Annotated in this window: 9 protein-coding genes; 4 read left to right on the forward strand and 5 right to left on the reverse strand. The window is 62.3% G+C overall.

Annotation, left to right across the window (positions count from 1 at the left end):
- Positions 1-2: 2 nt before the first annotated feature.
- From LDN90_RS17125 to LDN90_RS17135, 3 genes are read right to left on the reverse strand one after another with little or no spacing between them, the layout of a single operon-like run.
- Positions 3-3536, reverse strand: a complete 3534-nt coding sequence (locus LDN90_RS17125) for an ATP-dependent DNA helicase (RefSeq protein WP_223946443.1) — start codon at positions 3534-3536, stop codon at positions 3-5.
- Positions 3533-6850: an ATP-dependent DNA helicase gene (locus LDN90_RS17130; RefSeq protein ID WP_223946444.1), complete on the reverse strand. Its 3318-nt coding sequence runs from the start codon at positions 6848-6850 to the stop codon at positions 3533-3535. The genes LDN90_RS17125 and LDN90_RS17130 overlap by 4 nt, the downstream gene beginning before the upstream one ends.
- A complete protein-coding gene (locus tag LDN90_RS17135) occupies positions 6847-7263 on the reverse strand; it encodes an MGMT family protein (protein ID WP_223946445.1) in 417 nt (138 codons plus the stop codon). Before LDN90_RS17135 ends, LDN90_RS17130 begins: the two co-directional genes overlap by 4 nt.
- Positions 7264-7329: 66 nt before the next feature.
- Here LDN90_RS17135 and LDN90_RS17140 point away from each other — a divergent pair, with 66 nt between their 5' ends.
- The 4 genes from LDN90_RS17140 to LDN90_RS17155 all read left to right on the forward strand — a co-directional run bounded on the left by LDN90_RS17140 (position 7330) and on the right by LDN90_RS17155 (position 10825).
- Positions 7330-8040, forward strand: a complete 711-nt coding sequence (locus LDN90_RS17140) for a 3'-5' exonuclease (RefSeq protein ID WP_216924078.1) — start codon at positions 7330-7332, stop codon at positions 8038-8040.
- A 323-nt stretch (positions 8041-8363) separates the two neighbouring features.
- Positions 8364-9314 (forward strand): ABC transporter substrate-binding protein, encoded by a 951-nt coding sequence (locus LDN90_RS17145; RefSeq protein WP_223946446.1) that lies wholly within the window; start codon positions 8364-8366, stop codon positions 9312-9314.
- 12 nt (positions 9315-9326) lie between these two features.
- Entirely contained in the window at positions 9327-10091 is a 765-nt protein-coding gene (locus LDN90_RS17150; RefSeq protein ID WP_216924080.1) for an amino acid ABC transporter permease, read from the forward strand.
- On the forward strand, positions 10088-10825 hold the full coding sequence (locus tag LDN90_RS17155; RefSeq protein WP_223946447.1) for an amino acid ABC transporter ATP-binding protein: 738 nt from the start codon (positions 10088-10090) through the stop codon (positions 10823-10825). The genes LDN90_RS17150 and LDN90_RS17155 overlap by 4 nt, the downstream gene beginning before the upstream one ends.
- 142 nt (positions 10826-10967) lie before the next feature.
- Here LDN90_RS17155 and LDN90_RS17160 read toward each other — a convergent pair whose 3' ends face one another.
- A complete protein-coding gene (locus LDN90_RS17160; protein WP_223946448.1) occupies positions 10968-12248 on the reverse strand; it encodes a glycoside hydrolase family 3 N-terminal domain-containing protein in 1281 nt (426 codons plus the stop codon).
- A 111-nt stretch (positions 12249-12359) separates the two neighbouring features.
- Positions 12360-13679, reverse strand: a complete 1320-nt coding sequence (hemL, locus tag LDN90_RS17165; protein ID WP_223946449.1) for a glutamate-1-semialdehyde 2,1-aminomutase — start codon at positions 13677-13679, stop codon at positions 12360-12362.

The following is a 13679-nucleotide window of genomic DNA, read 5'->3' on the forward strand; positions in this document are numbered from 1 at the left end:
TTCTACTTTGAGGCCTCACTTGCGGGATCGCTCTTGAGGGCCTTGGCGATGATCTGCTCGAGTTCCTCGGCGCTGCCCAAGTCATGCGGGCGCACCACAGCATCCTCCGCAACGTAATAGAACGCCGCGCTGACTTCCTCCAGGGAAACGCCCTTCAACCGCGCCCAGGCAAGACGGTACACAGCCAACTGCACGGCCCTCGCTGCAAGCTGTTTGCCTGCAGGCCGGCGACCTGTTTTCCAGTCGATGAGTTGCCATCGCCCGTCCGCGTCGCGGAAAACGGCGTCGATACGTCCGCGGACCACCACGTCACCGATCTTCGTTTCCACGGGCACTTCCACAAACGCTGGAGCCCGATGCGCCCACTCGGACTGCTTGAACGCTTCAACCATGTGATCCAAGCCGTACGCTTCGTCGATATGGGCATCCGAGCCAGGTGCTTCGTCGATGTCCAACATGCCGGTTGTTCCGAAGTACTCCTCCACCCAGGCGTGGAAAGCTGTTCCCTTTCGGGCCGAAATGCCTGGTTCCCGGGGTACCGGTCGGCGCAATTGGGCCAGCACCGCTGCAGGATCGGCGCCAAGGTCAACGAACAGGGACGCCGAGATATGGCTGGGCAAGTGCACGTCCTGATGAAGCTTTCCCTGAAGCCGGCGATCCAGGAGAAGCTGGGCTTCGTGTGACCACCGCCCCGGGTTGCCTGTCAAAGCTTCCGGTGATGCTTGAGAAGCGCATTCCTCCATGAATTCAAGCACCCGGGCTGCCGCCCGGTCCATGGCGGCACGGCGGCCCGGAACGAGCCTAATGCGGGCTCCGGTGCGGGGATCGGACGGGCCTTCGAGTGGATCATACGGAAATTGAGCCGCTTCCAACGTGGCGGTGAGCGGACTGCTATCGGGCAGTGATTCTTCGGCTACTGACTCAGGGTGGACCACAACAACGCTCCGCCCAGTCCCGACAGCGCGGGCGTCCCCGGACGAGGAAGACACTCCCGCGAGTGGCGCCAGTTCGGAAAGGAACGACGACATCCCTGCCATACCGGATCTGGACCCGTTCCACGCTGAGCTGGACACCATCAAAACAAACTTGGCCCGAGTGTAGGCGACGTACGCAAGCCGGCGTTCCTCGGCTTCGCCATGATGTTGAACATCCGATTTGAAGTCCCTCTCTGCGTCCAACCACCCTTTTTGGTCGTTGTGGTCCAGATCCCACTGCGGCAGATCAGCCCGGTCACCCCGCAACGGCCATGGCAAGGCGGCTGCGCCGCTGCTCCATCGGGAGTCCCTGTTGCTGGGGAAGGAACCTGCGTTGAGCCCCGGGACAAAGACGACGTCCCATTCCAGCCCCTTGGAGGCGTGGACTGTCAGGAGTTGGACTGCTTCCCGGTTGGTTTCAAGAGGTGCAATGTCCAGGCCACCTTCCTCGGAGGCTGCGGCTTCCAGCCAGGAGAGGAATGCCAGGAGATCTATCCGCTGGGAAGTCTGCAGGAATCCGGCTGCTGCGTCCTGGAAGGCATCCAGGTTTCGGCGTGCTTGGTGGATGCTGACGCCAGGCTTTGCGGCTACCTCGATATCCAGCAACATGGCACGTTCAACCTCGCCGAGCAAGGTTGTCAGGTCATCCCCGATGTAGGTGCGAAGGGAGCGCAATTCCTCCGACAACCTCGTCAATCGTTCCAGGGCTGAAGGGCTCAGCGTCCTCCCGTGTCCGGATGTCCATCCCGGCCGCGGCAGGAAGTCCAGGGCTTCCACAAGGCTTGCGGCGTCAGTGATGTCGCTTTCCACCGTCACAGCCGCCGGGTCCTCGTCAGCGACCTCAAGAGTGTTCCCTGGTCCTGACCTCCGCCTGGCCAAAAAACGGGACCAATCGTTGAAGGCCATGAGGTCCGCTGGTCCAATGCGCCATCGGGCTCCGGCAAGAAGCCGCATCAATGCATCGGAACGGCCAGGATCAGCCAGGACCCGCAGCGTTGCCACCAAGTCCACTATCTCCGGAGTGTCCAACAGACCGCCGAGGCCGACGATCTCGTAGGCAATCCCCTGAAGTTCGAATTCCCTCCGAATGCATTCCATCTGCGCACGTCTCCGACACAGAACCGCCATGGTTGGCTTAACAGGAGTACCGTCTTTCTCTTCCTCGAAGACGGTCCTCTGGTAGCGCCGGACGTCGCGGGCAATAGCGCCAGCCTCGTCTTCATCTGTGCTGAACCGACCGATAACAACGCTGCCTTCGGCCGCGAACGGACTTGGCACCAGGGGCGGAACCGCAACGCCACTTGCAGTGTCCCTCTCCCCTGCGGGGCCGTCGGCAGCTGCCGCCTTGTTCAAGGGTGCGGCAATAGTGTTGGCCGCTTGGAGGATGTTCCTGCCGTTGCGCCAAGCCGTGGTGAGGTAAGACGTTGGCGCCACGGAGTAGGCATCTCCGCCAGATGCCTGGTCGTTGTGCCTCACGGGGAACTCCTGCACAAAGTGGAAGAGCTGTCCCGCCGAGGCGCCGCGGAATCCGTAAATCGATTGGTTCGGGTCCCCTACCGCGGTGACGGCATGACCTTGGCCGAAAAGGCGCGAAAACAAGACAAGCTGAGCATGCGAAGTGTCTTGGAACTCGTCCAGCAGCACCACCTTGTAGCGTGCCCGCTCAGTGGCCGCAGCCAACGGTATTTCCCGCGAAATGCGGGCCGCGAGTGCCACGAGGTCACCGAAATCCAGCACTCCCCGTTGACGTTTGGCATCCTGGTACCGGAGAACAATATCTGCGACGCTGGCCCGGGTGCGCAGCATGGAAGCGAGTTCCCCTGCCGCCTGCGTGGGGTTCTTCTTTGCACCGGCCATGTAAGGGAGTTGCTCGAAGGACTGAACGCGTTCCAGCACCCAGTCGCGGACAGTGGCGGGATCCTGCAGGTGTTCCGCGCACTCGCCGGCCAGCTGGATGACGGCATTGACGAGCGTCGACTTTGCAGCGGTGAAATGCTCATATTCGCCGTCGTAGGCCTCAACAACCTCGCTTGCCAACTGCCACGATTGGGCCCCACCCAGCAGGACGACGTCCCGCTCGATGCCCAACCTCAATCCATAGTCCGAAACAATTCCGCTCGCGTACGAATGGTAGGTGGACACCTTGGGCTCGAGGTCGTCGGCACCCAGAAGCCCCTCCGGGAAGCCAATGCTGCCGTCGTCCTCGGTCGCTATGCGCTGGAGGGTGGCCAGTTTTGTCCGGATTCTGCTGGCCAGCTCGCCAGCAGCCTTGCGGGTAAATGTCACACCCAGGACCTCCTCCGGCCGGACCCAGCCATTGGCCACGAGCCACACAACGCGGTCTGCCATGGTGGCGGTCTTTCCCGAGCCAGCGCCGGCAATCACAAGCCGTGGCGTAAGTGAGGAAGCAATGATGCTTGCCTGCTCTGCGGTGGGGTGGTTCTTTTCGCCAAGAATGTCCGCCAACTCCGACGGGGAGAATCTGGGAACAGGCAGCCCGGACTCCACATGCAGGATTCCGGCATCCCTTGTCCCGGATCCTTCAAGAAGATCGGTAGTCATTCAGTGACCTGCTTTCCTCTGGCGCACAGTGGGCAAACATCGGGCAGACGGCAACCATGTCCGCCGTGTCCCGCTTTGCTCGGATCATGCCGGGCCTCGAACGTTGCGCCGGCCATGAGTTCCGCGGCCTCATTGACCAAAGCCTCTGCCCAGTTGTCGTCGGGCTCGAGCGGATCCTGCTGTTGAACCCCGGGGCTCTTGGTCTTGGTTCCCAGCTGTGCGAGGACGGCGCCACCTGGAACACGTTTGCCAAACTCCCCAAGCGTGCCCGCCTCCTCAAATGCACCTTTGAGCACCGCTGCCTGGTACGCACCCAGCTGAGGGTGCCTGGCTACTTCGGCCTTGCCCGGCTGGCGTTTCCCGGTCTTGAGATCGACGATCACCAAACGGCCTTCGGCGTCGATTTCCAAGCGGTCAACCTGTCCGCGAAGCACAGCGTGCCGGGTGGCGGCGGAATTATCCGCATCCTCGTCCTGAAGTACAGAACGTAGGTGGACGTCAGGAAGTTGGACTTCGAAGTCGTGCTCCACGGCGAGCAGGCTCCTGCCTTCGCTGCGCATGATGAGTACGTACTGGGCCAATTTGCGCACCATCAGTTCCGCACGCTGGTAATCAAGCTTTCCTTCCCAATTGTCTTTCATGCCAAGGGTGGGCCAGCGGCGAACAAGTTCCGCAACGTACTGCGCGCCTGTTGCGTCCGGCAGTTCCTGTGCAATGCTGTGGACCAGCGTGCCAAGGCTCCGTGCGAAGTCAGTAGCAGCTTCTCCCCCGGCCGCTTGCACAAACCAATCCAGTGGGGACTTATGAACAGACTCCACCTTGGATGGCGATACCGACACAGTTCCTCCTGGAGGCACAACCGCTTCCTCGGAGCTCAAGGGCGCCAAGCCCCACCATGTATCCGGATGTGCCCCGGCCACGGGTGGATCAACAGAGGCAAGACGGGCCAGCACACGTGCTGCTTCGCGCGCGGTGGGCGATTCGTTCTTGGCGTCGTGATCGTCAGCCTGAACATGCTGTCTCAACTCAGCAACAAGCGCGCGAAGAGTCATCGGGCGATCCACCGGGGTGTAATCGCGCCGGTATTCGCCAGAAGCCAACGGTGCGACGTAATCCAGGAAGGCCGAAGGTTGTTCGTCCTCGGAGGAGACAGCCGTGCAGATGAGCACCTCCTTGGCGCGTGAGACCGCAGTGGAGAAACTCCTGAGTTCGTCGTAGCGAATGTCCCTCAGCCTGCTGAGGGGGCCGCGGCCCAGCGCGTAGTCAACTCCGTGCTCCACGGCGTCCGCAAACAGGGTACTGCCCAGGAGTTCCCCGCGTAGACGGGTGTTCGGCCAGACACCTTCCTGTAGGCCGGCCACGATCACCACAGGCCATTCGCGGCCCGCGGCGCTGGCCGGCGTCATGATTTCCACGCATTCCTCAAGCTGGGCCCTTGCCGCCAGGGTGTCCATCGGAAGTTCCTGGTTCAACAAGTAATCGAGGAACTGTTCCGGGCCGGAGCCGGGCAGTTGATCCACAAATCGCTCCGCTGTGTGGAACAGCGCCATCATGGCGTCAAGGTCGCGGTCGGCGCGGGCCCCCGCACTCCCACCTTCCATCGCAGCGTCAGTCCAGCGCGAAGCCAACCCCGTGGCGTGCCATAGCGCCCAGAGGACGGATTCCGCGTTGGCCCCAGGCTCGGCTGCGGCGGCGGTGCCCGCAGCAATCATCCGTGCGAGTCGTCGGGCAGGGTTCCCTTCAATCCCCAACGAAGCCAGCGCTCCCGGTTCAAGCAACGCTTCCACCAGCAAAGCGTCACTGGAACGTCCGCCGCCGCCAAGTAGCTCCTCGCGCCGGAGTGATTGACGGAGGCGGCGGAGCTCAATGGCGGAGGCTCCACCAATGCGCGAAGTCAGGAGGGAAACAGCGGTTTCAGGAGTGAGTTTGGCCGGATCAAGGATGACAGCGAAGACTTCCAGGAGGGGTCGGACGGCCACCTCATCCCGGACCGCAGAATCAGCCACAGGAACGCGCACAGGAATTCCCTGCCCGTTGAGGTAGCGCTGGAGCTGCGAGATCAATCCACCATTGCGGACAATGACCGCAATATCACCGAAGTCCCGGCCCTCACGCAGCTGCGCTTCCAGAATCCGCTGTGCAACATACCGGAGCTCATGGACGGGAGAAGGCAGCACATGCCCTTCCACCCGCCCTCCGTTGCTGATTTCCTGAACGCTTTCGATGGACTCCGGCTGTTCGAGGCGCCTGGCCCGTTGGCCTCCGGATCGTTGGGAGATACGTGCGGCAACCCTTGTCCAGGCCTGCGCCACCTCTGGGCGATGACGGTGCGTGGTCCACAATGGCCGCTCAAGTACCCCGTGGCTTCCTTCGAGAAGCAGGGGCAGCTCCGCGACAAGGTCCGGCCGCGCTCCGCGGAAGCCCTGCACCACGGTGTCAGGCGAATAGGTAACTACGGCGTCCTTGCCCTCGGCAATATCCGCGAGGAGTTCAAACACGGCAGGATTGGATTCCTGGGCATCGTCCACGAGAATCAGCTGCAGGCGGTCGCGCTCAGCGGCGAGGAAAGCGGGCGAGTCCTGAAAAATCTGGCGTGCCGTGGTGATGATCCCCGCTGGATCGAAGGCCTCGGGCATTCGGAGGTCCAAAACATCCCGATACTCACTGTAGAGCTCGGCGGCTGCCATCCAATCCGGACGCCCGCATTCATAGGCGAGCCCCACGAGGTCCTCTGCAGTGCGGCCGGACTCAATAATGCGGTCAAATAATTGGCGGATCTCGTGGCGGAAGCCACGGGTAGGCAGTGCTGCGGAGAGGTCCTCGGGCCAGGGCAACTGATGCCCAGGGCGGGAATGGCCCTCCAGTAACTCCTTGATGATCAGATCCTGTTCTGGTCCGGACAGGAGCTTGGGCTGCCGGGGCAACGGCAGGACGCCCTCCGCTTTGGCCCGCCGGATGACGTCGAAGGCGTACGACGCCCAGGTGCGTGCCGGCGTCGTACTGAGGCTTCTGTCCAGGCGGCCGGTGAAGGTGTCCCGCAAGGCGGCCGCGGCGTGCCGCCCAGGAGCGAGGATAAGTATCCGATCGGGATCCACGCCGTCTTCATTAACGCGGCGGACCGCGGATTCGACCAGCACGGTGGACTTTCCCGTGCCCGGGCCCCCAGGAACCAGAACAGGTCCGCCTCCTTGCCTGACTGACACAACCGCATCCTGGTCCGGAGACAGGTCAGGCGCCGCGTAGTGAATCTCGCGCGGCGGAAGCAGACGGAGTGCTGCCGGGGCTTGGCGGGTTTTGGTAGCTGTTGCGGTCACACAGTCATTTCATCATCGGGCACCGACAAAATATGGAGCTGACGCTCCAACTGGTCCGAGATCACATCAATTCGATCGAACTCAGCATCGGTTGGCGCCCATCGTGCAGCTCCGAGATCCACGCGCCAGCGGCCCTCACCCGTCCGCAAGAATTCCTCAAAGGCGCCGTGCAGGGGCGTGGACTCCTGCACATAATGGCGCAGGGCCTCTGCCTCATGGCCGGGCGGTGCATCCCCGCTTGCCCGCAGGACACGCCACCAAGCTACGGAACTGCCGTAGTGGCTCATCACCGACCCCACCTGCCGGGGTCCGCCGGCTCCAAGGAGTTCAGCGACGTCGCCATATGACACGGCCGCGCCGGGCGGAACAAGGTCCACGACAGCCAGCACCGCCGTCACATACTCCATCCGCATGTGCTCCAGCGTAGCCGCAGGAGTGTCGTGCCCAGTACTGTCAGTGCCAGCCGGTAGCGTGAAAACATGAGCTCCTGGAACACCCTCCCCCGCGCTGCCTTCGACCTCGAAACCACTGGGAAGAATTCCCGTTCCGCCCGCATCGTCACCGCTTCAATCACTGTGGTGGATGCACACGGAGAACTCATCAGAGAGCATGAATGGCTGGCGGACCCCGGGGTGGAGATTCCCCTGGAGGCCAGCGAGGTCCACGGAGTGACTACGGAGAAAGCCCGCGCGGAAGGCCGACCAGCGGCCGAAGTCACCCGCGAGGTGGCAGCGGTTCTTCAGCAATTGTTCGACGACGACACCCCCGTCATTGCATTCAACGCCAGCTACGACTTCACGGTGCTCGCTGCCGAGTCAGCGCGGCATGGTGTCCCCCAATTGACCCGTTTCCCGGTACTGGATCCATATGTGATGAACAAGCAGGTGGACCGGTACCGCAAGGGCAAGCGCACCTTGACAGCTTTGTGTGAGGAATATGGCGTGATCCTGGACAACGCCCACACCTCAGCTGCGGATGCGTTGGCGACGCTGCGCGTTTTGGATGCCATGGCTGGCAAATTCCCCAAGTTGCAAATGCCTGCCTCCAAGCTGCACCATTTGCAGGTGGACTGGGCTGCATCCCAAGCTGCTGACTTCCAGCAGTATCTGCGGCGAAGCAAGCCCACCGCTGTGATCGAAGGCGAGTGGCCCGTACTGCCACCCGAGGACGCCAGCCGAGGCGGCTTCTGAGACAGGCTCCGGCACGGGCGACCCGCAGTTGGGACGCAAGTCACAAGAATTCCGAAGCTCCTCAAGCACGAGCGCTGTGCGCAGGGATTCCATCACTGCGCCCATCGCCGGAATAGATCGGGGAGCTCAGGGTCCTCTGTAGGAACTTTCTTCGGAAAAAACGAGCCAGAGCAATCACTTGTTCGATTCACCTCCCGTTCGTGGGCTGGTGACATAATTAAGTTTGGCGGGTTGAAGTCTGCTAGGGCAGCCATCCCCATACTTGTTGCCACGTTCCCCGCCCACCGCGAACGTCTCTGTGACCCGACGAAAGTGATTTCTTCATGAAATTCAAAGCCCTCAAGTGGCTGTCTGCTGCTCCCGTAGCCGCGGCCCTGGTGATCTCCTTGGCAGCATGCGGCGGAGGATCCTCCCAGCCCAGCGGCTCGCCCACCGATGCCCTCGCCGGCAGCGACCAGCAGACCCTGGACAAGTACACCACCGCGGACGTCACGCCGCTGGACAAGATCGACAAGTCCAAGTTGGGCCTCGTCACCGATGGCACGCTGCGCGTCGGCACCCTGTCCGATGCGCCGCCGAACATCTTCATCGATCCTTCGGGCAAGTTCACGGGTTATGACAACGAACTCCTTCGCGCCATCGGCGACAAGCTTGGCCTGAAGGTGGAGTTTGCGTCGACTGACTTCTCCGCCCTGCTCTCGCAGGTAGCAAACAAGCAGTTCGACGTCGGATCTTCCTCGATCTCCACCACGGATGCCCGTCGAAAGACCGTCGGCTTCACCAACGGCTACGACTTTGGCTACATGGCCGTCGTGACCAAGAGCGACGCCAAGGTCACCGGCTTCGCCGACCTCAAGGAAGGCGTCCGGATCGGCGTCGTCCAAGGCACCGTTCAGGATGACTATGTCACGAACACTCTCAAGCTCGAGCCCGTGCGTTTCCCTGACTACAACACCGTTTATGGCAACGTGAAGAACGGTCAGATCGACGCTTGGGTGGCTCCCTCCCAGCAGGCTTCCGGCCAGGTCAAGGACGGCGACGGTACCAAGATCGCCGAAAAGGTTGTCAACACGCAGAACTTCACGGCCTACGCCGTGAACAAGGACAACCAGCCGCTCCTCGATGCGCTGAACGCCGGCCTGGACGCCGTTATTGCTGACGGTACGTGGACCAAACTCACCTCCCAGTGGTACACCGACCGTCCCACCGCGGCCGAGCAGACTCCGCAGGGCTGGAAGCCGGGCAGCAAGACCGTCCAGATTCCGGCCAAGTAACCCGGGCGTTCCATGGATATCCTCAAGCAACTCTCTGACACCTTCCTTGACTGGGAGGCGATGGGCGAAGTCGTACCCAAGATGTTCGCCGTCGGCCTGCCGAACACCCTGGTGCTCGCTGTCATTTCGGGCATTATCGGGACCCTGCTGGGCATGGCCCTGGCCCTGATGGGGATTTCCCGGAACGCCGCGGCCCGGTGGATTGCACGCATCTATACGGACGTCCTCCGCGGACTTCCGCCCGTGTTGACCATTCTGGTCATCGGATTCGGCTTTGGCCCCATCATCCGTGAACTGACCGGTTCCACGAGCCCCTACCCGATGGCCATCGCAGCACTGTCTTTGATGTCGGGGGCCTACATCGGCGAGATCTTCCGATCCGGTATCCAGAGCGTGGACAAGGGACAGCTCGAAGCGTCCCGCGCCTTGGGGTTCGGCTACGGCGCTTCTATGCGCTTGGTAGTGGTTCCCCAAGGCATCCGCCGGGTGCTTCCTGCGTTGGTTAACCAATTCATTGCCCTGATCAAGGAATCCTCCCTCGTCTTCCTCCTGGGCCTGCTGGCTACGGAGCGCGAGATCTTCCAGATCGGCAAGGACGCGGCTGCGACCAGCGGCAACCTCTCGCCCTATGTGGCTGCCGCCATCTTCTACCTGGTACTCACTATTCCGCTCACGCACTTCGTGAACTGGATTGATGCCCGCTTCCGTTCAGGCAGGCCTGAAAAGAAAGAACCGGACGATGCCGCGGCGGTCGTCGGGAAGGGAGCCCACGCATGAGCGAATTTACATCCGGAACGTTGACGGCAAAGAACATCCATTTGTCGTTCGGCACCAACCATGTCCTGCGGGGCATTGACCTGCACGTTGAGAAGGGCACCACGGCTTCGGTCATAGGTCCCTCGGGTTCAGGCAAGTCAACGCTGCTCCGTGTGATGAACCGGCTCATCGAACCGGACCAGGGCGACATCCTGTTGGATGGCCGATCCGTCCTCAAGGACAATCCCGACGAGCTCCGGCGTCGTATCGGCATGGTGTTCCAGCAGTTCAATCTCTTCCCCCACAAGACGGTGGCCGAGAACATCTCCCTGGCGCTGCGCAAGATTCGCGGAATGTCCAAGGAACAGGCGCGTGAGGAAGCCTTGGCCCAACTGGACCTGGTGGGCCTCAAGCACAGGGCCGATGCCCGCCCTGCCAATCTTTCGGGTGGACAGCAACAGCGCGTAGCCATTGCCCGTGCGCTTGCCATGAAGCCCGAGGTCATGTTCTTCGATGAGGCCACTTCCGCGCTGGACCCGGAACTCGTCAAGGGCGTACTTGCCCTGATGACCGATCTCGCGCAGGGAGGCATGACCATGGTGGTGGTTACCCATGAGATGGGCTTCTCCCGCAATGTCTCAGACGTGGTGACGTTCATGGACGCTGGCGTAGTTGTGGAATCCGGTCCGCCGGAGCAGCTGTTCAACGACCCCCGGACAGAGCGGCTCCAAGGCTTCCTCTCGGACGTCCTCTAGTCCCCGCAAGGCAGCCAAACAGCAGACCCCGCCTCCAGACCTTCGCCCTAGTGGTGAAAGTCAGGGATGCGGGGTTTCCTGCATTAAGCGCAATGGCGGCGGGGCACCAGCCAGTCTCCGCCCCCTTATCTTATTTCCAGCATTACTTCCCGAGTTTCACAGACAACACCGTCAGGGCCGCAGCGTCCACCTTATTGCGGAAATCCGGCTCGGACTGCGCTTTCTGGAGGACGGCGCCATACATCGCGGGGATGCTTCCCGGGTCCGCGCATACCAGCATCGTGCCGCCCGCTGCGAAGAAGTTGATAGCGCGGTCCGCGGTGGTCCACGGCTTCAACTGTGCTGCACTACAGACGTCATCCGAGAGGATAATGCCTTTGAAGCCAGCGTCGCCGCGAAGCATCTGCCCCATGACCACGGGTGAGAACGGCGCGATGTTGGCGGGGTCGATTTGGTCGTAGTAGGCATTGGACACCATGACCCATTGCACGCCGTTCGTAATGGCTGTCCGAAATGGCTCCAGGGCAGGGTCATTCCGCGTAGTTTCAGTGTCCCTGACGTTCTGGCTGACATCGGTGTTGGGAACTACCCGGCCGAGACCTGGGAAGTGCTTCACGACCGGTGCAACCCCGGCATCCTTCATGCCTTGGGCAAAAGCGTTTCCGAGGTTGGACACTTGCCCCGGTACATATCCATACTCGCGTTGGAATTGTCCGATGGGCGCATTGGATGGCGCGAACCCAGGGCTCGTCACAGTATCAAGGACCGGAGCCAGATTGACGTTGACGCCAGCGCTACGGAGTTCCTTCCCCCAAACAGTGGCGTCTGCCCGCAGCTTCGCGGGACCAGCCCCGGCCTGCGCCAACGCGGCAGGGATGGCGGAGAAACCCGGACCAGCCAGGACCTGGACGTATCCACCTTCCTGGTCAGTGGCCACGAAAAGAGGCAGCCCACCGGTAGTTTCAGCGGAAACCGTCCCGGTGAGGGACGCCACGACGGCAGCTGTGGCAGCAGTCCCGGCCTTGCTGCGACCACTCAAGTAGACGTTCCCTGCGTGGTATTTGGTGAGTGCTTCCATGGTGCCCGGCTCCGCACCCGTCGCCTTCGCGGCAACCATGAAGAGCTGCCCAACACGTTGCTCGAGGCTTAGCCTGGCCAGCTGTTGTTGCGCCGTGGACAGTGCTTCGGGGGTAGGTGCTGCCGAAGGTGCCGGGGAGTCCTTGGGCTGGCTCGACGCCCCGGACGTGGCCTTGCCCGGAACAGGGGTATTCGTCGGCGAGGGGGTAATTGCAGACGGCGAAACCGGTGCAGTTGTGGCGCTCGCGGTTTCATTTCCGCTTGAGCAACCAGGCACCATAGTGACCAGGATTCCGGCCGCCGCGGCCCTTACACCAAGGGATGCAATTGACTGGATTCTGCGCATGGTAAACCGTGAATTCGTTGGGGTTGGGTTTCCCTTACGAGCCTACCCCGGGAAGTCGCAGTGCCCCAGCCTGCTTCGACCAGCCGGCCGGGGCGCCGCGTTGTCCTTGACTTAGGCGATCGCGGCGGCTGCAGCCTTCACAGCAGCCGGGAGTGCGTCAACGATCCTGTTCATGGCAGCGTCGTCATGAGCCGCGGACAGGAACCAGGCCTCGAAGACTGACGGCGGCAAGTAGACGCCGGAGTCCAGCATCGAGTGGAAGAACGGTGCGTAGCGGTAAGCTTGCTGGCCTTGGGCGTCGTCGTAGTTGTGCACGCCGTGGGTGGAGGTACCGAACGCAACCGAGAACAGGTTGCCTGCACGCTGGATGGAGTGGTCCACGCCTTCTGCATCAAGGGCGGACGAAAGAGCGGCGGACAGCTCCAGCGAGCGGGCGTCCACATAGGCGTAAACGTCAGGCGTGGCATGGGTAAGCGTTGCGACACCGGCAGCCATGGCCACAGGGTTTCCTGACAGCGTGCCTGCCTGGTACACCGGACCCACGGGTGCAAGGTAATCCATGACGTCGGCACGTCCGCCGAGGGCCGCCGTCGGCATTCCGCCTCCAATAACCTTGCCGAAGGTCAGCAGGTCCGGCGCCCATCCTTCCTGACGGCCCGTGAGTCCCCAGTAGCCGGCGTAACCAGTCCGGAAACCGGTGAGGACTTCGTCGAGGATGAGGAGCGCCCCGTGTTCCGCGGTGATGCGGGACAGCCCAGCGTTGAAGCCCTCGCCCGGGGTCACAACACCCATGTTTGCCGGGGCAGCTTCGGTAATCACGGCCGCGATGTTGTTGCCGTGCTTGGCGAAGGCAGCTTCGACAGCTGTGAGGTCGTTGTAAGGCAAAACAAGTGTCTCAGCGGCGGTGGCTGCCGTGACGCCGGCCGAACCCGGGAGGGCCAACGTCGCGAGGCCGGAACCTGCGGCTGCCAGCAGGCCGTCCAGGTGGCCGTGGTAGCACCCTGCAAACTTGATGATCAGGTTGCGGCCGGTAAAGCCACGGGCGAGGCGAACCGCCGTCATCGTGGCCTCAGTGCCCGTGGACACCATGCGCAGGCGTTCGACGGCGGACACGCGCTCTTTCACGATCTCGGCGAGGTTGGCCTCATCCGGGGTGGATGCTCCGAAGGACAGGCCGCGGTCCACAGCAGCGTGTACGGCGTCGAGCACGGCGGGGTGGGCATGGCCAAGCAGGGCCGGGCCCCACGAGCAGACAAGATCCACGTATTCCTTGCCATCAGCGTCAGTGAGGTACGCGCCCTTGGCCGATACCATGAATTTCGGAGTGCCGCCAACGGATCCGAAAGCACGCACGGGCGAATTCACTCCGCCGGGCATCAAGGACTGGGCACGATCAAAAAGCTGGTCGGACACAGGGGTGTTTGAAGTCAT

Source organism: Arthrobacter sp. NtRootA1, assembly GCF_019976975.1.
GTDB classification, from domain to species: Bacteria; Actinomycetota; Actinomycetes; order Actinomycetales; family Micrococcaceae; genus Arthrobacter; species Arthrobacter aromaticivorans.

Bases quoted from the DNA above. Each gene is read 5' to 3' on its own strand.
- LDN90_RS17125 (WP_223946443.1), bottom strand. From the start codon at position 3,536: ATGACTACCGATCTTCTTGAAGGATCCGGGACAAGGGATGCCGGAATC.
- LDN90_RS17135 (WP_223946445.1), bottom strand. From the start codon at position 7,263: ATGCGGATGGAGTATGTGACGGCGGTGCTGGCTGTCGTGGACCTTGTT.
- LDN90_RS17140 (WP_216924078.1), top strand. From the start codon at position 7,330: ATGAGCTCCTGGAACACCCTCCCCCGCGCTGCCTTCGACCTCGAAACC.
- LDN90_RS17145 (WP_223946446.1), top strand. From the start codon at position 8,364: ATGAAATTCAAAGCCCTCAAGTGGCTGTCTGCTGCTCCCGTAGCCGCG.
- LDN90_RS17150 (WP_216924080.1), top strand. From the start codon at position 9,327: ATGGATATCCTCAAGCAACTCTCTGACACCTTCCTTGACTGGGAGGCG.
- LDN90_RS17155 (WP_223946447.1), top strand. From the start codon at position 10,088: ATGAGCGAATTTACATCCGGAACGTTGACGGCAAAGAACATCCATTTG.
- LDN90_RS17160 (WP_223946448.1), bottom strand. From the start codon at position 12,248: ATGCGCAGAATCCAGTCAATTGCATCCCTTGGTGTAAGGGCCGCGGCG.
- hemL (WP_223946449.1), bottom strand. From the start codon at position 13,679: ATGACTTCAAACACCCCTGTGTCCGACCAGCTTTTTGATCGTGCCCAG.